This window comes from Gluconacetobacter takamatsuzukensis (assembly GCF_014174275.1).
Taxonomy (GTDB): domain Bacteria; phylum Pseudomonadota; class Alphaproteobacteria; order Acetobacterales; family Acetobacteraceae; genus Gluconacetobacter; species Gluconacetobacter takamatsuzukensis.
In genome coordinates, this window is the sequence record NZ_JABEQK010000008.1 from 101,412 (window position 1) to 127,501 (window position 26,090).

Genomic DNA, 26,090 nt, shown 5'->3' on the forward strand with positions numbered 1-26,090 from the left:
GAAGAGGATACCCGTCCGGGTGAGCGAACCGGACGGGGCCTGTCCTAATAGCTGATCAGGCGCATGAAGCCGTAATCCATGTGGATCTGCTGATGGCAGTGGAACAGCGACCGGCCCGGATTGTCGGCCCTGAGATCCACGTCGAGCGATCCGTAGAGCGGGAGCACGACCGTATCCTTGATCACGCCGGCGACGGGGCGGCCGGCGATGGCGGTGATTTCGAAACTGTGCCGGTGCAGATGGACGGGATGGTCCTCCCGGCTGGCATTGAAGAAGCGGAAACGGTAGCGCCGGCCTTTGACGAGGCGCATGACGGGAGCATCCTCGAAGACCTGACTGTTGATCCGCCATTCGTCCATGCCTTCCTTTTTCAGGAATTTTTTGGAGATCACCATGGGGATGATGTCGTCGACCTCCGGCTGGGCGATGGGGCCGGGAAGGGCGAACCGGCTATAATCCCAGTCGTTGCGTGGGGGCGGGAGCCAGCGCGGGGGGCCGCTGTGCCCGGCATATTCGACGGCCAGCGCCAGGCCGGACGCACGCTCGGTATCGTTGGTGGCGCCCAGCATCCATACGCCGGGATTGTTCATCACGACGATCGCATCGACACGTTCGGCGACGCCCAGGCGGATCACCTCCACGCTGGCCTGTGTGGGCACCGGATTGCCGTCCAGCGCGATGATGCGGAATCTGTGCCCCGGCAGGGCGATGGCCGTGTTCTGCGTCGCACTGGCATTGACGAAACGGAACCGGACCCGTTCGCCCGCCTTGACGCGCAGGGGCTCGGCGGCCGCGAACAGGCGGCCGTTGAATGTCGCGTGCCGGTAGCAGACCATCTGGTCCGATACCGGGGCGCCCATGTCGCACAGTTCGCCGTTCCAGTGATGCACGGCCAGGAATATCTCGCGGTCGTAGGGGGCGGGAAAGCGCCCGTCATCGACGTCGATAAAGCCGAACTGGCCGGAATAGCCGCCTGCGCCAAGGTCGCGGCCGGCCATGGCATGGGTATGATACCAGCGTGTGCCCGACGGGCCGGGCAGGAAGTCGTAGGTGCCGGTCTGGCCCGGCGCGATCATGGGTGAGCCTTCTTCCATCGCGCCATCCACCGGGCTGGGAATGTGCAATCCATGCCAGTGCACCAGTTCCGGCCGGGAGGTATTGTTCGTGACGTGAATGACGGCGCGCCGTGTGGGATTGAGGGTCAGCAGCGGCCCCGGCACGGTGCCGTTATAGGTCGTGGTCGGGATGACGATGCCCTTGGCCAGTTCGAGAGATGTCTGTTCGATGGCAAGCCGGATCGGTGCATCGGGATAGAGCGGGGCGGGTCTGTTCGCTGCCCGCAGGCGGGTGGGCAGAGCGGCGGCCGCCAGTGCCGCCGTCAGTGCCTGGCGGCGTGTGAAAGCCAGGGAGTTCATCATTTCCCTCCGCCTGTTTCGTCGAGTTCGTTGACGGCGCGCCAAGCCATGTCGATGGCCAGAGCAGTTGAATCCGTTCCGCCGGCATCGGTGTTGGCGATCGTGATTCGGCCGAACTTCCGGCGGGCGCGCAGGTGGGGGGGCTCGCCGCCTGTTTTCAGGAAGTCGTCGTAGAGGGGCGAATACCAGTAGGAATATCCGTGGCCCCAGCGATTGACGGTGATCCCCATGATGTCTTTTGCCGCATCGAAACCATAGGGGCCGAGTGCCGCGTTGAATTGCAGGCGCAATTCGCGTTCGTAGGTTTCGAAACTGGTTTCGTACATGTCAATGCGCCCGGCCCGGAACTGGTCCTTGATCGGCAGGCCGGGGGCGCCATAGCCGCGCAGAAGCGAGACATGGGCCGGTTGGTCCGGCGAGGCGGAATGCTGATATCCGCCGACCGACACGGGCGGTTCCAGAATGATCGAGGCATAGTAGGAACCAGGTGCATTCATCAGGCAGGCGCCGGCCTTGTGAAAGGCCTGCCAGTTCCGCAGCCATACATTCACCCACAGATTGGGCGTGTGGACGTTGTAATGCAGCGCATCGCGCTGTTCGGCGGCCATGTCCGGGCAGAGATAGGGGATGACATGGAACCAGCAGGCCAGGATGCAGGAACGCGCCCGGACCCTGAACAGGCCCCCGTCGCGGATATAGGTGACGGCCACGCCCCCGGATTCGTTGCGGACATTGACGGCCGTGGCATTCAGCCTGATACGGACGGCATTGTCCTCCCGGTCCAGCACGTCATAGCGCACGCGGCGGAGCAGGGCGTCGGACAGGCCGTTGCAGTCCAGCGCATTGGGGACGAGATCGCGCACGATCATGCGTGGGATCGTCGCGTTGCCTTCGGGGAAATGATATTCCGCGCCGCCTTTGCCATGATGGGGCGGCCTGGGCAGGTCGAGCCCGTCGAAGCCGGGAAAGCCGAACCGCTGGAAAGCGGCCAGTGCGGTGGTGGCGTCCAACCCGCGCCCGCTGCCGAAGCTGCGGTCCCGCAGATAGGTGCAGACCATCGGGTCGCATCCAACCACCTCGATCAGGTAGTCGCGATAGCTCATCAGGGCGAGTTTTCGGACTTTTTCGTCGGGTGACAGGCCGGGCAGGTAATCCTTTCTGTCATGATACAGGCGGAAGAGATCCTTCTTGATGCGCTCTGGCAGCGGGGCATCGCGCAGGAAGGCGCTCCATCGGGCGGACGCGTCGGGCGGAGTGGTCGGGTCGTAGAGGAACGTGAAGTCGGTCCACGGTGCCGGGTCTTTCAGCAGCATGTCCCGGCCGAATGTCTTGCGGTCGAAAAAGACGGTCTGGCCCATGCCCAGGGATTCATAGAAGCGGCGGGTAACGGTGGTTTCGGCCAGTTTCTCGACATCGATGTCGCAGACATCAAAGATCAGTTTCTGGGCCTCGGTCTGCGGCGAATAGAGGTTGAAGGTTCCCCCATTGGCGAGGCGGGTGTCGCCATCATGCGTGAATTCGTTGCGCTTGGCATGGCCACCGAAATCATCATGATTGTCCAGGACGAGGATCTTCGCGTCGCGGCCATGTTTGCGGCGATAGAACCATGCCGCCGACAGGCCGCTGATTCCGCCGCCGACGATGACCAGATCATAGATCTGGTCGACCTGTTCGGCCTGCGGCAGGGATTCCGCCAGATTACCGTTGCGCAGGGCGTGGCCCGCGCAATAGGCGCGTTCGTAGCCGCTGCCCCGCATGCCGGTCAGGGAAGGGGGATAGTTGGACGCGCGTTCGGCGCGGGCGTCGGTGCGGTCCTCGCGGGGAATGTCGCAGGCGAGGCCCAGGGCGCGGTCCATGGCCGCGGAGCACCCATCTCGGTGATCTAGAGTACTCACAAACAGACTCCGTGATTACAGGGAATAATCCAGCGACAGGTAGTAGTAACCACCATTGAAACCGAGTTGCTGGGCACTGGAATCATACGGGACCACGCCGACATAGCTGGTATTGAGAGGAATGCGCGATGGATATTCGTTGAACAGGTTGTTCGCGCCCAGGGCAACGTGAAGCCTTTGCGTCGCCTGATAGCCCAGCAGGATGTTGGTCTGGAATTTCGGCTTGCTGTACATCTGATAGAAGACCGAATTGGACCAGGCGTTCGGGCCGGTTACATATTGCAACTGGTTGATGGTGTGGCCCCAGCGCATTTCGTGGATGGCGAAATCCCATTTCCCCTTATGCCACGATGCGCCGAAAATCAGCTTGTTGCGGGGGAAGGCGGTGGTCAGATACCCGATGCCCTGCGCGCTCAGCAGCGGGTTGTTGTTCGCATCGAGATAGTCGCGTGTCACCTTGGTTTCGTTCAGGTTAAGCGAGGCGTCCCACGTGACCTTGCCATAGCGGCCGAAATCCGTTCTGTAGCCGGCGGTGATGTTGACGCCGCGCGTGCGGGTGTTGGCCCCGTTCGAGAAATACTGCACCGAGACGCTGTCGGGGGTAACAGTCGAATCGACCTGATAGCCTCCGGATTCCAATGCGTCGATCGCCCGCTGGCCGTTATAGACACCGCCTTCGACGATCCGGTGGCGCACTGTGATCTGATAGGCATCGACGGCGATATTCAGGTTCGGCAGTGGATTGAGCAGGAAGCCGGCGCTGAAATTCATCGAGCGTTCCGGCGTCAGCGGCTTGGAGCCGAGGGCGCGGGCCGTTGCCGAATTGACGGCGACGACGCCGTTGGCCCCCGTGGGGGTGGTGCTGAGGCTGGTGTAATATTGTTCGGCAAGGGTGGGCGCGCGGAAACCGTTGCTGATGCCGCCGCGCAACGCGATATATTTGTTGATGTCGTAGCGCGTCGAGACTTTTCCCGTTTCGGTATCGCCCGCGTCGGTATAATGTTCGAAACGGCCGGCGAAATCGATCTGCCAGTTCTTCAGCAGGCGGGTCGACAGGCCGATATAGCCGGCGGTGACATCGCGGCTGGCGCGGGTGGTGCTGAGCTGGTTCAGGCCGCTCTGCCCCTGTGGCCCGGAGCCGTAATAGGAGGCAGGATCGCCGGGATTGACGTTATAGGCGTCGTTTCTGTACTGCGCGCCGATCGAGAAATTGACCGGGCCGGCCAGAAGGGGAACGTCGAATGCCTTCCGGATGCCGAAATCGGTCGTCCACTGACGGTTCGAGAACGTCATGACGTGGAAATGCGTGGGCGTGGCGCCGGTATCGGCGTACAGCATCGTATTGACGGAATCGTTCAGATCGAAATGGGAATGGTCCTCGCCATAGCTGGTGCTGAGGTCCCAGTTCCAGCCGTCGAACAGTTCGCCCTTGAAGCCGACGGCAACGTTGAAATCGTCTTCATCCAGGGAACTGACGGGGCTGAAGCCTTCCGGATAAACCTGGGGAAGGATCGAAGGCGTGCGGTAGTTCTGATAGGACCAGGAGGCGCGATGCGCGTAGCTGGCGAAGGAATAGAATTCCACCTTGTCCGTGATCTTGTAGCCCATGTTGTAGCCCAGTGAGACCCGCGTTTCCTGCGGGTTGCCGAAATACTGGTTGACCTTGGTGCCCATGCGCGTATCGGCGTCGCCGCGATTGGTATGGTCCTGATGCTTGAATTCGCCATCCAGGTGGAAATAGCCGCGATCGGTCAGGCTGGTGCCCCAACTGACGGTATTGTCGGTAGTGAAGCCATCGCCCGCGTAATAGCCGCCATTGACCGAATGCAGGTCCAGCCCCTGCGGATTTTTCTTGAGGATGATGTTGACGACGCCCGCGATCGCGTCGGAACCGTAAAGTGCGGCAGCGCCGTCTTGCAGGATTTCGATATGGTCGATCGATGACATCGGAAACATGCCGAGATCGACGGGCGTCGTCCCGTTTTCAGGGCTGCCGGTATCGTCGGTCATGATCGATGTCGAATGGCGGCGCTTGCCGTTGACCAGGATCAGCGTCTGGTCGGATGTCAGGCCGCGCAGGCTGATGGTCGAGGTCATGTTGGCGTTGCCCGATGTGACGCCGGGACGCGTGATGGAGGGATCGAGCTGTACCAGCGCGTCGCGCAGGTCGGGCTGGCCCGTCGATTTGAACTGCTGGGCGCTGACCACCGTGATCGGGCTGACGCTTTTCTTCGCGGTCTGATGAGGATCGCGGGTGCCGGTGACGATGACCTGTTCGTCGGCGCCAGCGGTCGTGTCCGCGGCCGCGATAGCCGGGGCTGAAAGGGCAAACGTTCCCGTCGCCACGGAGGTAACGGACGCAAGAAGCATTCTACGCATGGCACAAACGACCTCGTTCGAGGGGTTGGAGGTAGGCGATTCCTGTCTTTTGTATCGACGTCGGAATCAATGTGATAACGTTCTCACATTGTCAACCGTTGGCATGCCGGATTGACGTCCTTATTTCCGATGGGGAATGCCGGCTGCGGGCGGGGCGTTCGTGATGCGCGTTTTTTTTGGTATGGTTTTCTATCGGTCGAGGTGGAGATGAGGCGTGGACGATCACAAGGGCAGGCATGCGACGATTGTCGATGTCGCGCAGGCGGCGAACGTCAGCGTGGCAACGGCGGGCCGGGCGCTGGGCGATTACGGTTATGTTCGCCCCGAGACCAAGAAGGCGGTTCTTTCGGCGGCGCGGGAACTTAATTATAAGAAAAATATTGCGGCTCGGGCTTTGATTTCGGGAAGCGCGCAGACATTCGGCATGATTGTTTCCGATCTTAGTTCTGAATTTTACTCAAATATTATAAAATCGGCTGTAAATTACTCGCGCATGCATGGATATTGTGTCCTGATCTATGACACGCATGAATCGACGGCCATCGAGCGGGAAGCGGTCGCCATTTTTCAGAAGCATCGGGTCGACGGGATCATCATTGCGCCCGCAAGCATGCGCAATGTCGGCCATCTACGGGATTTCGTGGCCGGTGGCGGCCGGATCGTGCAGATCGACCGGCGCGTGCCCGGCCTGGCGAGTGACAGTGTGACGCTGGACAATGTGGGGACGGCCGCGGCCTGTACGATGAAGCTGCTTGCGGCGGGCCATCGGAGGATTGCGTATATCGGCGAGCTGGACGAGGTGAAGCCCGCGGACCTGGGGCGGATCGTGGCCGAGCATGCGGCTTCCGCCCGGATCAAGGAGGGATTTGCACCGAGTTGCCAGCGGCTCAGGGGCTATCTCGATGCCCATCGCGATGCCGGGGTTCCTGTCTGTCCGGATCTGATCGGACGAACGGGGCATTATAGCTGGGAAGCGGCGAGGGACGCGACGCAGGCCGTTCTGCAGCATGAGCCGACGGCGCTCCTGACATCGGACGGGCTGATGACGACCGGGGCATTCCGCGCGGTTCGGGCGGCCGGAATGCGTATTCCCGACGACATTTCGTTCCTCAGTTTTGACGACCTCGAATGGTTGCAACTCGTCGATCCGCCACTGTCGGCGGCAGCGCAGCCTTGCGCCCGGATCGGGGAGGAGGCCGCCCGTATCCTGATTGGAAGGGCCCGCGGGGCAAAAGAGCCCCTTCGCCCTGGATACGAGCACATTCAGTTGAGTGGCAGCATCGTCGACCGGGGGTCGATACGGACGATCCCCGTCCTGGCTTGAGAGAGGGCTTCCCAGACGGTGGGCTACGCTCCTTCGGCCTCGACCTTCCAGATCCGGTGCGTGAGTTCGCCCGCTGCGCAGGGCAGCCATACGGTCTTTCAAGGGAACTCGCCCTTAAAATGCCGTACGGTTCTGCCCATGTAAGGGAGCCAGGCCGTTCCCGGCCTTTTGTCGGGGCACCTTGAGCAGGAGGATCGTCATGTCGGTTTCATCCGTCGAGGGGAAGGCAGTGCCCGTTCCAGCCGTGTCCGAGACCGCGTGGTCCGATGGGGTTGGGCTGACGCCGGCTGAGATTCATGCCGCCCATCGCAGTGCGCTGCGGCAGGCGGGACGGCGGCTTCGCAATCGGGCGGGGCGGGCGGATGAGGCGGGGGCCATGGGCCGGCCGGGGGCGCCTTCGCCCGATAAGTCGGGGCGGGCCTGAGAGGCAAAGAATCTTCTTTTGCCTGACGAAAAAGAAGCAAAAAGACTTTCAGTCGTTCAGGGGCATCGTGTGTGCCAGGCACAAGGCGCCTGAACGAATCGAAGTTCTCCGGTTCTTTTTTTCAAAAAAGAACCCTTGAGGATGCTGCTTGAAACGTCGCGCCGGATTGCCGGCAGGGTGGCTTTGCAAGCATCGCCCTAGCTGTCGACGGCCATGCGACCCAAGGCTGGATCGTCGGTGAAGAGTCCGTCCAGCCCCAGATCCAGATAGCGCCGCATTTCCGCCACCGAGCCGTCGGGGTTGCGGGCATTGTCGCCGGCGCCGTTGCGGAGCTGGCGGGGCAGGAAGCGGTTTTCCGGCCGGCAGGTATAGGAATGGACCAGCAGGCCGGCAGCGTGGGCGTCGTCGACCAGCGTGGTCGGTTGCAGCCATGCGCCCGAGGCGTCGCGCGGGATCAGGTCGGTGTTCGACGGGCCGATGGCGTCGGCGAAGGTGCGGATCTGGCGCAGGCCCTCGGGCGTCATGAGGTCGCCGAACGTGGTGTGGGCGCCGGCCGCCATCAGGTCGGGCACGCGGTCGGTGCGTTCGCCCATCAGGAACATGAGGCGGGCCTGCGGGTTGATGGCCTGCACGCGGGCGCGCAGGCTCTTGAGGTTGGTGGTCTCGAAGGACTGGACCTCCAGCGGGGCGTAGCGCGTGTAGTCGCGCGTGGCGATCGTGCGGAGGAAGGTTTCCTCCGGCGTGTGGCCCAGGCTGTGGAAATGGGTCGAATTCTTGATTTCGGGGATCAGGCCGATCACCCGGCCGCGGGCGGCGGATTCGGCGGCCACGAAATCGATGACTTCCTCGAAGGTCGGGATGTCGAAATGTCCGTCATAGCGGGTGTTGTGCGGGCGGACCGTCGGCAGGCGTTCGCGCGCGCGCAGGGTCTTGAGTTCCGCCAGGGTGAAATCGGTGGTGAACCAGCCGGTCTCGGTCTCGCCGTCGATTGTCAGCGTGCGGCGGCGGGAGGCGAATTCGGGCCGGGCGGAGACGTCGGTGGTGTCGGCGATGTTGCTTTCGTGGCGCGCGATCAGGATACCGTCGCGGGTGGGTACCAGATCGGGCTCGATATAATCCGCGCCGTCGGCGATGGCGCGGGCGTAGGAGGCCAGCGTGTGTTCCGGCCGCAGGGCCGAGGAGCCGCGATGGGCGAAGACCAGCGGCTGGGGCGCGAGCGATGCCGCCGCCCGGGCCCGGCGCGACGTGCCGCCCAGCAGTGCCGCGCCGGCCGCGAGGGAGAACATGTTTCGACGTGTCAGCATATGAGGACCTCAGAACTGGGCGCTTACGGTCAGGAAATACATGCGGGGGGCGATCGGGTACGCCGTATATTGGCCTGAAGCGTTGCCGATACTCAAGGTGGACCAGCCGCGTGTATTGGTCAGGTTGGTGATGTTGCCCTGGAGCTTCAGACCGCGCACATGCGGGATGCCGTGGATGGTGTAGCCGGCATTGAGGCTGAACAGCGCGTAGCTGCCGGCGTGCAGGTCGTTGGTGAAGGTGGTGTAGCGCTTGCCGATCACGTCGCCGATGAACTGGGCGTTGAAGGCGCCCCAGTCGGTGGAGGCCACGAATTTCTCGGTCCAGTCGGGAACGCCGGCGACGTTCTTGCCGGCGGTGGGGACGATGGCGGTGCCGTTGGAGTAATTGTCGTTATAGACGGATTTATTGTAGGACAGCGCATTATAGAACGAGAAATGCGGGCCGAACTGGGCGGTGAAGGAGAAATCCATGCCGTCGGTCGTGACCGAGCCGACATTGGTCAGGATGGTCGCGCTGCCGACGATCGAGGCCAGGTTGGGCGAGGACGAGACAGCCAGCAGGCGGTTCGAGAAATGGACGTGGTAGTATTCGAGCTGCCCGCTGAGATGGGTCAGCGGCCCGAAGGAGAGGGCGCGGTTGGTCCGCAGCCCGGTCTCGTACGTCCAGGCGGTTTCGGGCTTGCCGTATTCGCGGAAATTGTCGAACGCCTGCTGGCTGGTGACGCCCCACGGGGTGGCGTTGCCGTAGCCGGCATCCTGGAACGAACGCATGTTTTCCTGGATGTTCGCGAACCATTCCTCGTTAGGCGTGATGTTCCACAATGCGCCGAAGGCGGGCAGGAAGGGCCGGACGGCGGCGATGGTGCCGCCGGGGACGGTGACGGCCGTCTTGGGGGACAGCGAGCCGGGCAGGCCTGCCACCGGCAGGGTGCCGTTGGTGTAGACCAGTTCGGACTTGAAGCCGGCATTGAGGGCGAAATGCTTCGACACCTGCCAGGAATCCTGCAGGTGGGTGACCCAGCTGTTGGTGTAGAAATAGTTGGTGTACTGGTGGATCAGCGGGTTCTGCTGCCGGTCGTAGGGGGTGGTGGGGTCGGTGGCCGAGAACGGGTACCAGCGCCGGGCCTGGGTGTTGTTGTTGCGTTCGTACCAGCCGCCCAGTTCGATATTATGGTGGCCCAGACGATAATGCAGCGTCGAGGTCAGGCCGCCGCGATTGTCCCAATATTCGGTGGTGCGGGTGGCCATGCCGGTTCCGCCGAACACCTGCGAGAGCTGGGAGGCGGTGTCGTTGGGAAAATAGGCGCCGAACAGGGTGGGCAGGCCCGCCGCCGTGATCGGGCCGGCCACCACGCCCTCGCCCAGGTCGTGATGGTAGTAGATCTGGTTGTCCCAGTGCAGGTTCGACGAGAAATCGTGCGACCAGGTGGTGTAGGCCAGGAAATCCTGGCGCTGGGCGGCTGAATAGTAATTGCGGTAGTTGAGGCCGGCCGCGTTGTAGGCGGCGGAATTATTGTAGTATTTTATGGCTTCCTGAAGGTTGGGGTAGATGAAGGGGCGCTTGTAAAGGCTGCCGCCCTGGGGCTGGACGATGCCGTCTTCGTTCGGTTCGATCTTGTCCGACCAGTCGAAGAAGCTGGTGATCCTGTCATGTTCGCCCTGGTGGACGAATTTGGCGTTGACCTGGTTGCCGCCCTGGTGGCCCGCGAAATCCCATGCCCGGGCATCCTGCCGGGCCCAGGCCACATAGGCCGAATTGCCGTTGCCGAAATCGCCGGTATCGACGCGGGCGAAGGTGCGGAAGGTCGACCAGCTTCCGAAGGTCTGCGCCAGCTGGCCGCCGGCGCGGTGGGCCGGGTCCTGCGTCTGGAATTGCAGGGTGCCGCCCAGGTTGCTGGTGGAATCGGTGCCCAGCGCGCCGGCGCCGGTGGCGACCGAGGCCGCGCCGATGACTTCGCTGATCGCGGCGCGCTGCGGGGTCAGGCCGTTGAAATTGCCGTAAGCCTGGTCGCCCAGCGGCACGCCGTCCAGCGTGAAGCCGAGCTGGTTCTGGTTGAAGCCGTGGATGAAGAGCGAGGAATTCTGCTCGTTATTGCCCCAGGGATCGGCATTTTCGAACACCACGCCGGGCAGGATTTCCAGCGCCTTGACCGGGTTGATGCCGGGCAGGATGCGCTGCATCTCGACATGGCCGACGCTTTGTTCCGACCGGGTGCGGCGGGCGGTGGAGATGATCTGCTCTGCGGCCGGGGCGGGGGTGGCGGCCGGCCTTGCGGCCGGTTTCGTCTGGCGCGCGGGGTGGGCGGCGGTGGCGGGTGCCGTGTCGGCCGGAGCGGCGCGGGCGGCGGAAAGGCCGGCGCCCAGGGCCAGCAGGGTGGTGCCGAGCAGCAGGTGGCGGCCCTGGAAGGGGCGGGGGGAGGGGGCACGGAAAGACATTGGCGGTGTCGCTTCTCTTTCGTCATGAATTTGATTTTGCCTTTCATAAACGGGTCATTTTCGGATCTTCATGTGAAGATTTGAAGACGATGCAGCGCGGTCACACTCCGGGAAATAACGAATCCGTGAAGATGGGGCGGGCCGGGGGATGGACAGGCGATTGGTATGCCATTAATGGTCATGGCCATTATTGCGATGAAGCCTATGGACCTGCCATGAGTGAGGAGACGGCGCTGCCGGCATCGGGCCTGCGCGCCCTGCTGAATATCGACGAGAGCCATTTTCCCGGCATGTCCGTCACCTTTCGCGTCATGCGGCTGGGGGCGGTGTGGCGGACGCGGCTGGAGCGGGAGCTGAAGCCGGCGGGGATGACCGTCGCGGGCTTCCGGCCCATGGTCTATCTGATGATGATGCCCGAGGGCACGTCGCAGCGGGAGCTGGCGGCGGCGCTGGATACCGATACCTCGGCGCTGGTGCGGGTGCTGGACCTGCTGGAAGGGGCGGGCCTGGTGGAGCGCCGGCCGGATTCCGTCGACCGGCGCGCCAACAATCTGTTCATCACCCCCGAGGGGCGGCGCAAATGCCGCGTGTTCCACGAGATCGCGGCGCGGGTGGAAGCCGAACTGACGGAGGGCCTGCCGGCCGGGGAGATCGCGGGGCTGGTGGGGCGGCTGGAGCAGATCCTGGCCAATGCGGCGCGCCCCCCGGCGGCCGAGCTGCCCGAGGGTGGCGACGCCGCATGAGCCTGTCCCTTCCCGCGCGCATGTTGCCGGCCTTTCTGGTCGACGATGCGCGATGGCGCGAGACGCTGGGGCGGGCGGCCTTCTGCGCGCGGGCGTTCGCCGCCATCGGGCTGGCGCTGTCCTGCTCGTTCTTCTTCCAGCTCGAATCCCCGATGTCTTCGGTGACGACGGTGATGATCGTGGCCAACCCCACGGTCGGCGCGCTGATGGCCAAGAGCATGTGGCGCGTGATCGGCACGCTGCTGGGGGCCGCGATCAGCATCGCGCTGATGGCGGTCGTGGCGCAGTCGCCGGTGCTGTACACCATGATGCTGTCGGTGGTGGTGGCCTTTGCCTGCCTGGTCGCGACCTTCCTGCGGCTGTTCCGCGCCTATGCCGCCGTGCTGACGGGTTATACGATCGTCATCGTTGCCGCGCCGTCCTATGCCGATCCGGATGGGATCTTTCTCAGTGCCATGGCGCGGCTGTCGGCGGTGACGGTGGGCATCGTCGCGACGGCGGTGGTGTTCATGGCCAGTTCGGTGCGGCGCCCCGACCGGATCATGGTGCAGGTGGGCCAGATGGTGCGCGATGTGATCGCGTATGCCATGGAATTCCATCGCTTCCAGTACGAGGGCGGGCGTTCGCCCGATGCGCCGGCGCGGGACGCGGTGGTGCTGGGCGGGTTTCGCACCCTGCCGCTGCCGCTGAACGACCGGCGGGGCACGTTGCTGGCGCGGATCAGCGGGCTGATCTCGGCGGTGGAATATGCGGCGGCCGACACGTACGAGATCTCGCGCCGGGTGAACGCGCTGCGCGTGGGGCTGAGCGGGCTGGCGGGGGTGGTCGCGACCTATCATCCGCTGTGGCATGACCTGGAGAGCGATGCCGCGCCGATGCACCGGCTGCACGAGCGCGTGGCGTCGCTGATGGCCGAGATCCTGGCGCTGACCGGGGAGGCGGAGTGGATCGACGCGCCCGGGCCGGTGCTGGCGGCGCTGGGCACCGCGCTGGAGGAACTGGCGGTGGCCGAGCGGGCCGAGCCGGACATCGCGATGCTGTCGGCGATCGACAATATGCGCGACGTGCTGGTGCAGCTGGATGCCGTGATCCGGATGCTGGTGGCGCCGTCCCTGCCGCGCCGGGTGCGGCTGCGCTGGTTCCTGGACTGGCCGACCGCGCTGCGCAACGGTGCGCGCGGCGGGCTGATCGCGCTGCTGGCCGGGCTGCTGTGGTATGTGCTGCACTGGAGCGCCGGGCCGATGCTGATGCTGTATGTCGTCGCGGCGTCCAGCCTGGTCGCGACCACGCCTTCGGCCTCGCGCTCCAGCGTGCTGATGGCGGCGGGGACCGCGCTGTCGGTGCCGGCGGGGATTGCGTGCCATATGCTGGCGCTGCCGCGGATCGACGGGTTTCCGCTGCTTTGGTTCTCGCTGTGCCTGTTTCTCGCGCCCGGGATCTGGTTGCAGTTCAGCCCGCGCTACGGGATCGGGGCCTTCGGGTATGGCGTGTTCCTGGCCGCGATGCTGGATGTGTCCAACCCCATCCATTACGACGATATCGCGCTGACCAATACGTGGATGGCCTTTCTGGTGGCCAGTGCGCTGCTGGTGCTGGGCTTTCGGGTGATCCTGCCGCCGGACGACCGGCTGGATGCGGCGCGGCTTGTGGGCTCGCTGTCGCGGGCGCTGCGGCGGCTGGCGCTGGTGCTGCCGGTTGCCCCCGAGAACTGGGTGGTGTGGGAGGGCTTGCAGATCCAGAAGATCTGGCGGCTGGCGATGCGCCTTTCGGTGGGCGTGGCTGCGGCCGAGCGGCAGGCCTATACCGATGCCGCGCTGGGCGCGGTGTCGCTGGGGCGGCTGGTGGTGCGGGCCCGGCGGATCGCGGCGCTGCCCGGGCTGGATGCGGCGGATGCCGGGGCGCTGCGCGCGGCGCTGCACGGTTTCGACGGGCTGCTGCGGGACCCGGAGGCGACGGCGCGCGGGCTGGTGGAGGCGGCGCAGGCGATCCTGGGGCGGGCCGGTGCCGGTGAGGACGGGCTGGAGGCGCGGCGCGGGGCGGCATGCCTGCAACAGGCGGCGTATATCCTGCGGGCGGTGCCCGGATTCTTCCATCGTCACGGGCCGTTGCAACTGGCGCCGGAGATGCCGGGGGCGCATCGGCCGCTCGATGCGCCGGTGCCGGTCTATACGCCGCTGCTGGGGCGTGTGCGGCGCGGGGCCGGGTAGGGGCGGGATGTTGGGTGTGGTGATCTTGCGTGGCCTGCCGGGGGTGTCGGTACCCGGCTGTCTTGCGCGGCAGGGCCATGGTTTTTTCTGAAATGCGGGTCGGGCGCTCATGACCATGATGAAAACGCGCGTGGGCATGCTGGCTCTGGCGGCGGCTGTGCTGGCGGGTTGCACGGTCGGCCCGCGCTACCAGCCCGACCGGATGAAGGTGCCCGAGCACTTCACCGAGGACGAGCATCCGGCAACCGACGCCGAGATCGCACGCACCAATGCCGAGCTGAAGGATTGGTGGCACCGTTTCGGCGATGCCGAACTGGACCGGCTGGTCGATCGCGCCATCGGCGGCAATTACGATCTGCAGATCGCCGGCCAGCGCATCCTGGCCGAGCGCGCATTGCGCGACAGCCAGGCCTCCGCCTGGTATCCGCAGGTCGATGCCAATACCACCAACGGCGATGCGCGCTATTCGATCAACGTGGATAACTGGCCGATCCGGCCGGGCAATCCGCTGAATCGGCCCGGGGCGTCGTACCTGTCCTATGGGGTCAGCGCCAGCTGGCAGATCGATGTGTTCGGCCGCATCCGCCGCAGCGTGGAGGCGCAGGAACGCGCGGTCGAGGAAACGATCGAAGACCGCCGCGCGGTGCTGATGACGATGCTCTCGGCCGTGGTCAGCGACTATATGGTGCTGCGCGACACCCAGTTGCGGCTGGAAATCTCCAACCGCAACATCAGCGTGGCGCAGGAAGCCTACGACCTGACGCAGCGCCTGTATCTGGAAGGCGTGGGCAACACGCTGCAGATCGCGCAGGCGAAGGCGGAGCTGGACAGCCAGCTTGCGGCGCGCGAGCCGCTGCGCACCCATATCGCCCAGATCACCCATGCGCTCGACGTGCTGATGGGCCAGATGCCCGGCACGACGGAAGCGGAGCTGAAGATCGCCCGCCCGCTGCCGAAGGTGCCGGATTTCCCGGCGACGATGCCCTCGATCGTGCTGGCCAACCGTCCGGACATCCGCCGGGCGGAACGGGCCTATGCCGAATCCACGGCGCGGATTGGTGTCGCGGTGGCGCAGATGTATCCGAATTTCAGCATTCCGCTGAACTTCAACCCCAATGCATCGGCGATGTACCAGCTCTTCCAGGCGGGGGCGCTGAGCTGGCAGTTCTTCATGCTGGCCTCGCTGCCGCTGGCCCATGGCGGCAAGCTGACGGCGCAGGTGCGCGGAATGCAGGCGGCGGCGGAAGCCAGCCGGCTGAGCTACCGCCAGACGGTGCTGACCGCCTTCCGCGAGGTCGAGGACGCGATGGCGGCCTGGCATGACGATGTCGAGCACACCGAATTGCTGCACCGCGCGGCCGAGGACAGCCGGCTGGCCAGCGACCGGGCGCGCAAGCTCTACAGCGCCGGCCTGGTGGGCTTCCTGGAGGTTCTGACGACCGAGCGCACCGCGCTGGCGGCCGAAAATGCCGAGGCCGAGGCGCGGCTGGAGCGGTTGCAGGACGCGGTCAACCTCTACACCGCCATGGGCGGGGGCTGGCAGGGCGTCGCCGTCACCGCGACCGCGTTGCCCGTCTCGCTGGAAAAGCAGAACATCCTCGCCCGCGCTTTCAGGGAGTAGGTGCGGGGAGCGTGTCGGCGCCGGGGGCGGAACCGTTTTCGGGCGAGCGTGAAGCGGGTGTGCGATCCGGTCCTGCGCGTATTTCCGTGTCTGTTTCCTTCACGATTCCGGTGTTGCGATCAGGTATTTCCATATGACGGCGCCGAGCAGGGCGCCGGCGAGCGGGGCTGCCCAGAAGAGCCAGAGCTGTTGCAGTGCCGCCGTCTGCGCGAAGAACGCGACTGCCGTGGAACGGGCCGGATTGACCGACATGTTGGTGACGGGAATTGCCACGAGGACCGTGGGCTTCGACAGGGTCGGTTCGGGTGCGACGACCGACAGGAAGTTGATCCGGGAAAACGGAACAAACCGGTTTCGGTATCGCGACCGGCCCGATATCGTCGAGCGGGCCCTCGGTCATGGGGCAGGGCGTGTCGGCGCCTGTTCGGGAGGAGCGCGTAGATGATCAACCCGCCTTTGCCTTCTCCGGAAATCTTTCAGCATGTGCGCATCATCATGGGGATGGTGGTGGGCCTGAGCGTCACGCGCCTGCTCAATGGCCTGGTGCGCATCATTCAGCATCCCGGGCAGACGCGGATCTATCCGGTTCATATCGGCTGGGTGCTGACATTGCTGCTGATGCTCGTGCATTTCTGGTGGTGGGAATTCTGGCTGGTCACGCTGCCGTCCTGGACGTTCGAGACCTATCTGTTCCTGATAGTCTATGCGATCGTCCTGTTCTTCCTGAGCGCGTTTCTTTTTCCGGATTCGATCAACGATTATACCGGATATGAGGATTTCTTCATTTCGAGAAGAAGGTGGTTCTTCTCGTTCCTTGCGCTGAGCGTTGTCTTCGACCTGGTCGATACGCTGATCAAGGGGCCGGCGCATTATGCCATGTTTTCGGTCGAATACTGGTTCCGGGTGCCGGTTTATCTTGTTCTTTGCGGGGTCGCGATCGTTTCCGCCAGCCGTCGGTTTCACGTGGCCTTTGTCAGCCTCGGGCTGCTCTACGAAATTTCATGGATACTCCGGCATTTTGAGACACTGACCTGAAGGGGGTGCGGATGCGGGCCAGTCTGGTCACGGACGAATTTGGCGGCCGCGTCGTGCGAAATTTCGTAACGCCCTTGTATATGGCCTGTAAACCGGGGCGGTGATCGTCGGACTCGGGCATCGCGGCGGTGTCGAAATGTCGGCTTTTCGGACAGTTTTCAAGCCGGGAGCCCCGATTGAACGGCAGATTCGGGGCGAAATCGGAATGACGGCGGGAACGGGGGAAGGCTTCGCGGATTGCCCCCGATCCTCTCGGGATCGGGGGCCTGTTCCTGAAAAGTCTTTTACCAGTCGGCGCTGTGGCCGAGCTGGGTGAGGATGTTCTTGCGCAGGTCGAGCAGGCGGGGGTCGTCGCGGTGGCGGTGGGGGGGGAGGTCGATGGGCAGGTCGCCGATGATGCGGGCGGGGCGGGGGCTGAAGACGATGATGCGGGTGGCCAGCAGCAGGGCTTCCTCGACATCGTGCGTGACCATGATGGCGGTGAAGCCGCGGTCGCGCCACAGCCGTTGCAGTTCGGTCTGCATCGTCAGGCGGGTCAGGCTGTCCAGCTTGCCCAGCGGTTCGTCCAGGATCAGCAGGCGGGGGTCGTTGACCAGGGCGCGGGCCAGGGCCGCGCGCTGGGCCATGCCGCCGGAGAGCTGGTGCGGCCACGCGCGTTCGAAACCCTTCAGCCCCACCAGTTCGATCGCGGCGTCGACCGATGCCGGGTCCTTGCGGCCGGCGATGTCGTGGCCCAGCGCCACGTTGCCGCGCACCGTGCGCCACGGGTAGAGCGTCGGGTCCTGGAACATCACGATCCGGTCGGGGCCCGGGCCGGTGATGGGGGTGCCCTCGGCCAGGATCGTGCCCGCGCGCGGCGGTTCCAGCCCCGCGATCAGGCGCAGCAGGGTGGATTTGCCGCAGCCCGAGGGGCCGAGCAGCGCCACGAATTCGCCCGGCGCGATGGTCAGGCTGATATCGTCGAGAACCGGCGTGTCGGTGCCGCCGATCGCATAGCCATGGTCGATATGGTGGAGGGCGAGCCCGAGCGGGTGTGCCGGGTGGGTGGGGGTGGTTACCATTTCAGCCCGTCCTTCTGCCAGGACAGGACGCGGTCGCGTACCTTGAACAGCAGCGATACCAGCCCCGTGCACATCAGCGACATCACCAGCAGGGCCGCATACATGTTGGGATAGGCGGCCCAGCCCTGGGCCCATTGCATGTAGAAGCCCAGGCCGGATTTCACGCCCAGCATCTCGGCCACCACCAGGGTGGCGAACGACACGCCCAGGCCCATGAACAGGCCGACGAAGATCTGCGGCATTGCGGCCGGCAGGGCGACGCGCAGGACCAGGAAGCGGTTGCGCGCGCCCATGGTGCGGGCGACGTCGTAATAGGCGGGATCGACCGCCGCCACGCCCGACCAGGTGAGGATGGTGGTGGGGAAGCCCGCCGCCAGCGCCAGCAGGGCCTCGCTGGCCAGCCGGCCGGAGGGGATCAGCACGAAGGCCAGCGGCAGCAGGGCCACCGGCGGCAGCGGGCCGACCAGGCGGATCAGCGGCCGGACCCAGTAGCGGAAACGCGGCGAGCGCCCCAGCCCGACCCCGATGGCCACCCCCAGCACCGCGCCGATGCCGTACCCCACCGCCAGCAGGCCGAGCGAGTGCAGCAGGCTGTCGCCCAGCCGCTTCCAGTCGGTCAGGAAGACGTCCAGCAGGTCCTGCGGTGTGCCGAAGAACGGGCGCGGCAGCCACAGCAGCTTGGCCTGTGCGACTTCCCATACCGTGAAGCCCAGGCCCAGCGCGATGGCCCATGGCGCGCGCGCGGACAGGCGGCGCAGGGCGGCCGTGGCCAGCAGCCCGAGCCCGATTGCGGCGAACAGGGCGGCGAGCAGATTGGTGTCGGGGAAATCGTCGGCGTCGGGCCAGCGCCATGTCACCAGCGCCGCCAGGAACCATGCCGGGCCGGCGGCCCAGGGCAGCAGGGGGCGGCGCGGGCGCGCGCCGGCCTGTGCGGCCGCCTGGCCGGCGGGGGTGCCGGTGTTCAGGCCGGGCGCGAGCGTGTTGGACGCAGTCATGTCGCGAACAGGTCCTGCGTGACCTTGCCGGCGTAGCGTGCGGAATCGAGCGAGGGGCGGAAGACGCCGATCTGTTTCAGCGCGTCGGCATAGCGCACGATTTCATCGTGCAGCGACGGGCCGAGCGTCTGGTGGTGATGGCCCTGGAGGCGCAGCATGGCCGCAAGGTCCTCGGCGCTGGCGCGGGCGGCGAAGGGCTTGAAGATGCGGCCGGCTTCTTCCGGGTTGCAGGCGACCCAGGCGCCGGCCTCGAGGATCGCGCGCGTGACCGCCGCCGCCACGGCGGGGTCGTTGCGGATCAGGCTGCCGCGCAGGCCGATGACGCAGCAGGCGATCTGCGCCCAACTGCCGTTCATGTTGCTGTCGATCTCGACCAGGTCGAACTGGCGCTTGTGGAGGTAGGAGAACGGGTCGCTGCCGCTGATGGCCTGCACCTCGCCGCGTTGGAGCGCCACCGGCAGCAGGTCGGCGGGGTATTGCCGCCACTGGACGTCGGATTCGGGGTCGATGCCGGCTTCCTTCAGGCGGATGGAGAAGAAATTCTTGTCTGGGCCGCCGATATCGGTCACGCCGACGGTCTTGCCGCGCAGATCTTCCAGCTTCGCCGGGCCGCTCTTGGGGGCCAGAAGGTGCATGCAGCCGGCGTGCAGGCCCGCGACCAGCTTGACGTCGAACCCCTGCTGGAGCGGCTTGAGCCAGCGCAGGGCCATGCCGGGGGCGCCGTCGGCCTTGCCGGTGGCCAGGGCCTCCAGCAACTGGTCGGTGGAGCCTGCGAAATTGACGTAATCGACGTCGAGATTGTAGCGCGCGAAGAAGCCTTTTTCCTTCGCGACCGGGATTGCGGCGGTGCAGGTGGAATTCTGGTTCCACGCGATGGTCAGCTTGCGGGCAGGGCCGGGCACGGGGGCGACGGAGGCCGTGCCCGCCGCGCTGCAATGGGCGCCGCCCGGCATGGAATCGTCGGCCCGCGCGCCGCGCGCCGCGAAGGGAAGCGCCGTGGCGCCGGCCAGCAGCGTGCGGCGGGAGAGGCTGTGCATGTCGGGCATGGGTCTGACCTTGGTGGGGTGGCGTGCCGGGTCGGTGGGGATGTCCCGTATCGGTCTGGATCGCGGGTGGGCCGCGAGGGGGTGGGACATGGTGGTGGTCTGCGCTCCGGCGGCCGCGGCCGATTATATCAACGATGTAGAATCGTTGATGGATATCCTTGTCTCACGATTGTGGGGAGTGCAAGAGAAAAGCTGATTAATCACGAAATTATGCGTGGAATTAGGGCGCAGGTGGGATGTTGCTGCGTTGGGGCATGGGTATTGGGGGTATTTGTTCTTTTTTGAAAAAAAGAACCAAAAAACTTCTGATCTGTTCAGGATTCGTGTGCGTGCGGCTTACGATGTCCCTGAACAGACCAAAGTCTTTTTGCTTCTTTTTCTTCAGAAAAAGAAGGGAGTCTCTTCACGGGGGCAGAAGATGCCGCCCCCGGAGGTGCCTTGATCAGGCGTACAGGTCGAGGCCGTCGGCGGCGCTGCCCGAGCCGCTCGCGCCGCCGGTGGTGGATTCGGAGATGACCACGCCCTGCGCGTTCTTGGTGATGGTGGTGATCGAGCCGTCGGCGTTGGTGACTTCGCTCGTGGTCGTGCTGGACGAGGAGGAGGAGGACGACGACGACGACGACGACGACGAGGAGCTGCTGCTGCTGCTGCTGGTGCTGCCGTACAGGCTGTCGAGGGCGCTGCCGCCGAGGCTGGAGATGGAGGAGGACATGTGACGATTTCCCGTACCTGGTGGCGAAGCGGCCGGGTGGTCTGGACCGGTTCGCGCTGTGGACCCATTGACCCGGCCAGTGTCCGCGACCGCATCGCTGTCGACAGTAGGTGCGGAGTAACCTCTCGGAAAGACAGGTTTCCTCTCGGTTTGCAACGGATTGTTGCGATGCGCGCCGGGGGCTAGCGGGTGCCGGCGCGCAGGTGGGGACGTCTGCGGTCCCACAGGCGCATGCCGCGCAGGGCGAGGTCGGCCATGGCGGGGAGCAGGCGGGGCTGCATCAGGTCGGGGTCGAATTCCTGCATCCGCCGTGCGTTCTCGCGGTAGCAATCCTCGACGAACTGGCGGAACGAGAAACTGTCGAGGAAGACATTGGCCTGCGTGACCGCGAAATCGCGCCCGTCATTGGGCTGGCGGCCGCGCCGGACCATGGCCAGCAGGCGGCCCAGGGCGCGGCCGTAGAAGCGGGTGGATTTCAGGGCGCGGCGCATCGGGCCCAGCCCGCGCCGCCGCTCGCGCCAGGCCATGTAGTTGATGAAGAAGACGATGTGCCGCGTTTCCTCGAACATCAGCACGTCGAAGATCTCGAACAGTTTTTCGGGCAGGAACTGCGACTGGCGCGCGTTCTTGAACGCCCCGAAGCCGAGGAAGGCGTCGAGGCATTCGCCGAAGCCGAAATCGATGAAGGCGGTTTCCAGGTCGGCTGGAAACCGCTCCATCTCCTGCTCGGTCGCGTCGATGCCATAGCGGTCGATCATCGTGCGGATCAGCTTCGCGTGGCGGGCTTCCTCCAGCCCTTGCAGGGCCACGGCCTCGCGCACCACCGGGTCGGCGATCTGCGGGGTGAAGGCGTCGACGATCGCGCCCGCCCGGCGTTCGGTGTGGTACACCTCCTGCCAGAACGGGATGGTGCGCAGGCGGGCCAATTCTGCCGCGTTCAGCTCGGGCCAGGGCAGGGTCTCGGGGTCGAAGACCTGGTGCGTGGCGATGAACTGGCGGCAGAACAGGTCCTTGTGGGCTTCCGATCCGGCTTCGATTCGGCTCAAGCAGTCTTCTCCAGCGCCCGGGCGCCGGACGGGCGGCGGAGGAACAGGCGCAGGAAGCGCGCGAGATTCGGCGCCAGTTTCGGCCGCAGCAGGCGCGGGTCGTAGCCGGAGAAGCGGCGTTCGTTCTCGGCCAGGCACAGGTCGATCATGTCGCGCAGGCTGATATCCATATCAGCCACGTCCTTCGCCCCGCTGACGGTGAAATTATTGTCCTGTTCCTGCACGTTGCCGTCGGCGTCGATGCTGGTGGCCAGGCCGATCCGCTCGTAGACCAGGAACACCCAGACGGCGAGGACGCGCAGTTCGAACCACGGGCGCTGCCACAGGGGCATGGTGGCGCGGTGCCAGGCCAGCCAGTTGGCGAACAGCAGGATGTGGCGGCATTCCTCCTGCATCACCGGCTCGAACGTCTCGATCAGTTCGGCGGGGAAGAAGCCGGAGCGCTGGGCCAGGGCGAACAGGCCGAAGGCGAAGAAACTGTCGACGCATTCCGAGAAGCCCGTGACCAGGTAGGCCCATTCGGTGTCGCGTGGCTCGATATACGGCGGTTCGGGCGCCATCTTGATGTCGTAGGCCTCGACCAGCTTGGACAGGACTTCCTTATGGCGGTTTTCCTCCCACGCGTTGCGCGACAGGGCGTCCTTCATGTCCGGGTCGTCGATCATGCGGGCGTAGGCGGCCATGCGCAGGCGGGCCTTGCCTTCGGTCTGGACCGCGATGTCCCAGATCGGCAGGGAGGTCACGCGCTTGAGCGTCTCGGGGTCCAGCTTCGGCCAGGCGATGACCGAGGGCTTGTACGGGTTGAACGTGTCGCGGAACATCTCGGCGACCGCGCGCTTGTGCTCGGCCGAGCCGGGCTTGAGGGGGCCGGGCACCGGGCTGGACCAGTGGCGGGCGTTGAAATCGGCCTCGGCCACTGTCTTGCTGTCGGCGCCGTTGGGGTCGATCGCCTCGGGGAGGGAGGAATAGATATCGGAAAGGGACGTCATGGTTTCGCAAGCTCGCACAATGAGTACAGACGTCGGCCCGGCCTGGGGTCAGGCCGGTCCGAACGTCACCTTGCGGCCCCCCCTGCGATGGGGGGGATGAGGGGGGCCAGCGATCAGTGGATGTCGGAGAGGGTGGAGATGACCCGTGTCACCAGCCCGTAGGCGATCGCCTCTTCGGCCGACATCCAGTAATTCCGGTCCGTGTCGCGGCAGATCTTCTCGTACGACTGGCCGGTTTCGCGGGCGAACAGGCGGTTGAGCCGTTCGCGCATCTTCACGATTTCCCGCGCCTCGATATCGATATCGGTGGCGGGGCCGCGCACGCCGCCCATCGGCTGGTGCAGCAGGAAGCGGGTGTTGGGCAGGCAGTAGCGGCGCTGCGGGTTGCCGGCGGCGAAGATCAGCGCGCCCGCCGAGGCGACCCAGCCGGTGCCGATCACGTTCACCGGGGCGACCGAATCGACGAAGCGGATCATGTCGTGAATCGTGTCGCCGCTTTCGACATGGCCGCCGGGCGAGTTGACGTAGAGGTCGATCGGCTTGTCGGACGCGCCGGCCAGCGCCAGCAGGCGGCCGGTGACGTCGCGCGCCAGCTTGTCGTTGATCGCCCCGAAGACCAGCACCTTGCGCTGATCGAACAGGCGGCTCTCGAGCTCGTTGATCGGGGAGGAAAGCGTCTTGTTATCGCCGGGTTCCGTCGGTTCGGGGCCCTGGGGCTCGGGGATGTCGGGACCGTTCGGGTCTTCGTCATCCATCCGGATACGGTGGTTCGGCTGCATGCCGTTCAGCATCATGATCTCCCTGTATCCAGGACTGGTCTGCGTCATCACTCTATCCTGCGCCGCCTTCGGGCCGGTGCCAAGGCCTGACCTTTTCCGCGCCGCCCGCGAACCGGCGGTGCCGCTCTCTAGCTCAAAGGCCCGGGGCCGGGCTAGTAAGGGAGGGCAGGCGGCCGTGCCCCGGACGGAATGCGGCCGCCAGACGCTGGTCATGGAGTGAAGATGGGTATGAAAGCGCCGCTGCCAAGAGACCGCGCGGCTTCGGCCTGCCCGGCGGGCCGCCGGGGGGCGGGCGTGGGCGCGGCGCTGGCGGGGCTGCTGGCTGGCCTGCTGCCGCTGGCCGGCTGTGCCCATCGCGATGCCGTCGACAGCACGCTGGACTGGTTTCATCAATATCAGGGCGGCGTCATCGCCCAGCAGCGGCCGCCGCCGCCGGGTGCGCACGACCCCTATCCCGCCGTGGGGCTGACGCCGACCACGCCGCCGGTGCTGCCCTCGGCCGAGCGGCGGCAGGATGTGACGGAATCGCTGATCGAACAGCGCAACCTGGCGCACCGGATGGGGGCGGAGGTCGGGCCGCTGACGAATACGGCCCCGCCCGCGACGCCCGTGCTGGCGCGGCCTGCCCCGGCGGCCGCGCCGGGCGGGGGCGATGCCGCGTCTTCGGCGACGCTGGACGCGGCGGAGGCGCCTCCGCCGCCGCCGTCGAAGGCCGGCGCGAAGGGTGCTTCGGCGCAGGACGCGGGGGCTGGGCCGCTGGTGGCGATGCCCGAGGTCGAGGCGGATGTGGGCGGCGTGGGCGGCAAGCCGCAGGCCGTGCCGGTGCCGCCGGAGATTCCCGCCGGGCCGCCTGTGGCACCGCAATTCCCCGGTTTCGCGGTGGCGACCGACGATACGGTGCCGACGATCCGCCCGGATTATGCGCTGGCCGACCTGGGGGGGACGCGCATTCTATTCCCGGTCGGCAACGATCGGCCGGTGCCGGGGCAGGAGAAGGCGATCGACAGCGTGGCGCGCCACAGCCCCGCCGGCCCGCTGTTCGTCCACGGGTATGGCGAGGCCGCGTCGACCGATTCGGCGGAGCAGGCGCGGGCGATGGCGCTGGCGCTGCTGCGTGCCCGGGCCGTGGCCGACCGGCTGGTGGCCGATGGGGTGCCGGCGAAGGCGATTCATCTGCGCGCCCATCCGTTCGGCGACGGCGTGCGCGTCGGCATGGCCGAGTAGGGCGCGGCGCGGTTGCCTGCCGGGCGCGGGCGTCGCTAATATCCGCGACTGGTGGGGAAACATCCCGCCAGTCGCGACATGCCGCCGGAAGAGCGGTGCGAAACGGCCATCCTGAACCTTGTCCGGGGCGCTGGGTCCCGGGCAAACAGTCTCAACGAGCCAACCCATGACAGAAGAATTCCATCGCATCCGCCGCCTGCCGCCCTATGTGTTCGCCGAGGTGAACAAGGCCAAGGCCGCGGCCCGAGCCCGGGGCGAGGACATCATCGATCTGGGCATGGGCAATCCCGACAGCCCCACCCCGCCGCACATCGTGCAGAAGCTGGTGGAGACCGTGGCCGATCCGCGCGCGCACGGCTATTCGGTCAGCAAGGGCATTCCCGGGCTGCGCCGGGCGCTGGCGGGCTATTACGACCGCCGTTTCGGGGTGACGCTGGACCCGGAGACCGAGGTGATCGCGACCCTGGGCTCGAAGGAAGGGCTGGCCAACCTGGCCGCCGCCATCACCAGCCCGGGCGACACCATCCTGGTGCCCAACCCGTCCTATCCGATCCATCAGTTCGGTTTCATCATCGCCGGGGCCTCGGTGCGCTCGATCCCCGCGACGCCGGACGAGGAGATGCTGCGGGCGCTGGATCGCGCGGTGCGCCATTCGGTGCCCAAGCCGACGGCGCTGATCGTCAATTTTCCCTCCAACCCCACGGCCTATGTCGCGGACCTGGATTTCTATCGCGAGCTGGTGGCCTTTGCCCGGCGGCACGAGATCTGGATCATGTCCGACCTGGCCTATGCCGAGATCTATTTCGGCGACAAGGTGCCGCCCTCGATCCTGCAGGTGCCGGGGGCGAAGGATATCGCGGTCGAGTTCACCTCGCTGTCCAAGACCTATTCCATGGCGGGGTGGCGCATGGGGTTTGCCGCCGGCAATCCGCGCCTGATCAATGCGCTGACGCGGATCAAATCCTATCTGGATTACGGGGCCTTTACCCCGATCCAGGTGGCGGCGGTGGCGGCGCTGAGCGGCCCGCAGGATTGCGTGGCCGAAATGCGCACGCTCTATCGCGACCGGCGCGACGTGCTGATCCGCGGCCTGCATGCGGCGGGGTGGGATGTGCCGTCGCCCGAGGGGTCGATGTTTGCCTGGGCGCCGCTGCCGGCGGCGTTCCGCGAGATGGGCAGCATCGATTTCTCGAAGCTGCTGCTGAAGGAAGCCGGGGTGGCGGTGGCGCCGGGGCTGGGCTTCGGCGAGTATGGCGAGGGCTTCGTGCGGATCGGGCTGGTCGAGAACACCCAGCGCCTGCGCCAGGCGACGCGGGCGATCCGGCAGTTCATGGGCCGGCATGGCGTCAACCTGCCCGATCCGGCCGCGCCCGGCCGCCGGGCGGGGAAAGAGGCGGACCAGGCCGCCGATGCGGCGCCGGCGATCTGACTTTACGGCCGGGGTGCCCGTTGGGT

20 protein-coding genes are annotated in these 26,090 nt (G+C 65.8%); 7 read left to right on the top strand and 13 right to left on the bottom strand.

Annotated elements, in window-relative coordinates:
• Positions 1-44 precede the first annotated feature (44 nt).
• Genes HLH27_RS11525 through HLH27_RS11535 form a run of 3 tightly spaced genes read right to left on the bottom strand, consistent with a single transcriptional unit; the run spans position 45 to position 5,689 of the window.
• Positions 45-1,415, bottom strand: a complete 1,371-nt coding sequence (locus HLH27_RS11525; protein ID WP_182950180.1) for a multicopper oxidase family protein — start codon at positions 1,413-1,415, stop codon at positions 45-47.
• A complete protein-coding gene (locus HLH27_RS11530; protein ID WP_182950181.1) occupies positions 1,415-3,271 on the bottom strand; it encodes an NAD(P)/FAD-dependent oxidoreductase in 1,857 nt (618 codons plus the stop codon). The genes HLH27_RS11525 and HLH27_RS11530 overlap by 1 nt, the downstream gene beginning before the upstream one ends.
• Before the next feature lie 54 nt (positions 3,272-3,325).
• A complete protein-coding gene (locus tag HLH27_RS11535; RefSeq protein ID WP_182950182.1) occupies positions 3,326-5,689 on the bottom strand; it encodes a TonB-dependent receptor plug domain-containing protein in 2,364 nt (787 codons plus the stop codon).
• Between the two features lie 214 nt (positions 5,690-5,903).
• Here HLH27_RS11535 and HLH27_RS11540 point away from each other — a divergent pair, with 214 nt between their 5' ends.
• Positions 5,904-7,013: a substrate-binding domain-containing protein gene (locus HLH27_RS11540; protein WP_182950183.1), complete on the top strand. Its 1,110-nt coding sequence runs from the start codon at positions 5,904-5,906 to the stop codon at positions 7,011-7,013.
• 621 nt (positions 7,014-7,634) lie between these two features.
• Here HLH27_RS11540 and HLH27_RS11545 read toward each other — a convergent pair.
• Positions 7,635-8,741, bottom strand: coding sequence for a glycerophosphodiester phosphodiesterase (locus tag HLH27_RS11545; RefSeq protein WP_182950184.1), 1,107 nt, complete (start codon positions 8,739-8,741; stop codon positions 7,635-7,637).
• 9 nt (positions 8,742-8,750) lie between these two features.
• Positions 8,751-11,177, bottom strand: a complete 2,427-nt coding sequence (locus tag HLH27_RS11550; protein ID WP_246375815.1) for a TonB-dependent receptor — start codon at positions 11,175-11,177, stop codon at positions 8,751-8,753.
• Positions 11,178-11,392: 215 nt separating this feature from the next.
• Between HLH27_RS11550 and HLH27_RS11555 the strand changes: the two genes are divergently transcribed.
• The 3 genes from HLH27_RS11555 to HLH27_RS11565 all read left to right on the top strand — a co-directional run bounded on the left by HLH27_RS11555 (position 11,393) and on the right by HLH27_RS11565 (position 15,748).
• The gene (locus HLH27_RS11555; RefSeq protein WP_182950185.1) at positions 11,393-11,920 is read left to right on the top strand and encodes a MarR family winged helix-turn-helix transcriptional regulator; all 528 of its coding nucleotides are present in this window, start codon (positions 11,393-11,395) and stop codon (positions 11,918-11,920) included.
• Positions 11,917-14,127, top strand: coding sequence for an FUSC family protein (locus tag HLH27_RS11560; RefSeq protein ID WP_182950186.1), 2,211 nt, complete (start codon positions 11,917-11,919; stop codon positions 14,125-14,127). The genes HLH27_RS11555 and HLH27_RS11560 overlap by 4 nt, the downstream gene beginning before the upstream one ends.
• A 115-nt stretch (positions 14,128-14,242) precedes the next feature.
• Entirely contained in the window at positions 14,243-15,748 is a 1,506-nt protein-coding gene (locus HLH27_RS11565; RefSeq protein ID WP_408870834.1) for an efflux transporter outer membrane subunit, read from the top strand.
• A gap of 99 nt (positions 15,749-15,847) precedes the next feature.
• On the opposite strand, the gene HLH27_RS16925 is transcribed toward HLH27_RS11565, so the two are convergent.
• Positions 15,848-16,021 carry an aquaporin gene (locus HLH27_RS16925; protein WP_338029892.1) on the bottom strand — a complete coding sequence of 58 codons (174 nt, stop codon included), beginning with the start codon at positions 16,019-16,021 and terminating at the stop codon, positions 15,848-15,850.
• 168 nt (positions 16,022-16,189) lie between these two features.
• Between HLH27_RS16925 and HLH27_RS11575 the strand changes: the two genes are divergently transcribed.
• Positions 16,190-16,783, top strand: a complete 594-nt coding sequence (locus HLH27_RS11575; RefSeq protein ID WP_182950187.1) for a hypothetical protein — start codon at positions 16,190-16,192, stop codon at positions 16,781-16,783.
• A 284-nt stretch (positions 16,784-17,067) separates the two neighbouring features.
• On the opposite strand, the gene HLH27_RS11580 is transcribed toward HLH27_RS11575, so the two are convergent.
• The 7 genes from HLH27_RS11580 to HLH27_RS11610 all read right to left on the bottom strand — a co-directional run bounded on the left by HLH27_RS11580 (position 17,068) and on the right by HLH27_RS11610 (position 23,420).
• The gene (locus tag HLH27_RS11580; RefSeq protein WP_182950188.1) at positions 17,068-17,844 is read right to left on the bottom strand and encodes an ABC transporter ATP-binding protein; all 777 of its coding nucleotides are present in this window, start codon (positions 17,842-17,844) and stop codon (positions 17,068-17,070) included.
• Positions 17,838-18,839: an ABC transporter permease gene (locus tag HLH27_RS11585; RefSeq protein WP_182950189.1), complete on the bottom strand. Its 1,002-nt coding sequence runs from the start codon at positions 18,837-18,839 to the stop codon at positions 17,838-17,840. Before HLH27_RS11585 ends, HLH27_RS11580 begins: the two co-directional genes overlap by 7 nt.
• Complete coding sequence (locus tag HLH27_RS11590) at positions 18,836-19,885, bottom strand: ABC transporter substrate-binding protein (RefSeq protein ID WP_182950190.1); 1,050 nt, start codon at positions 19,883-19,885, stop codon at positions 18,836-18,838. Before HLH27_RS11590 ends, HLH27_RS11585 begins: the two co-directional genes overlap by 4 nt.
• A gap of 442 nt (positions 19,886-20,327) precedes the next feature.
• Positions 20,328-20,597, bottom strand: a complete 270-nt coding sequence (locus HLH27_RS11595; protein WP_182950191.1) for a hypothetical protein — start codon at positions 20,595-20,597, stop codon at positions 20,328-20,330.
• Positions 20,598-20,779: 182 nt separating this feature from the next.
• A complete protein-coding gene (locus HLH27_RS11600) occupies positions 20,780-21,643 on the bottom strand; it encodes a hypothetical protein (protein ID WP_182950192.1) in 864 nt (287 codons plus the stop codon).
• Positions 21,640-22,632 carry a ferritin family protein gene (locus HLH27_RS11605; RefSeq protein WP_182950193.1) on the bottom strand — a complete coding sequence of 331 codons (993 nt, stop codon included), beginning with the start codon at positions 22,630-22,632 and terminating at the stop codon, positions 21,640-21,642. The genes HLH27_RS11600 and HLH27_RS11605 overlap by 4 nt, the downstream gene beginning before the upstream one ends.
• A 113-nt stretch (positions 22,633-22,745) precedes the next feature.
• Entirely contained in the window at positions 22,746-23,420 is a 675-nt protein-coding gene (locus HLH27_RS11610) for an ATP-dependent Clp protease proteolytic subunit (RefSeq protein WP_182950264.1), read from the bottom strand.
• 213 nt (positions 23,421-23,633) lie between these two features.
• Here HLH27_RS11610 and HLH27_RS11615 point away from each other — a divergent pair, with 213 nt between their 5' ends.
• Together HLH27_RS11615 and HLH27_RS11620 are read left to right on the top strand one after the other, a co-directional pair.
• The gene (locus HLH27_RS11615) at positions 23,634-24,635 is read left to right on the top strand and encodes an OmpA family protein (protein ID WP_246375817.1); all 1,002 of its coding nucleotides are present in this window, start codon (positions 23,634-23,636) and stop codon (positions 24,633-24,635) included.
• A gap of 166 nt (positions 24,636-24,801) precedes the next feature.
• Positions 24,802-26,064 (top strand): LL-diaminopimelate aminotransferase, encoded by a 1,263-nt coding sequence (locus tag HLH27_RS11620; RefSeq protein WP_246375819.1) that lies wholly within the window; start codon positions 24,802-24,804, stop codon positions 26,062-26,064.
• The last annotated feature ends 26 nt before the right edge of the window (positions 26,065-26,090 follow it).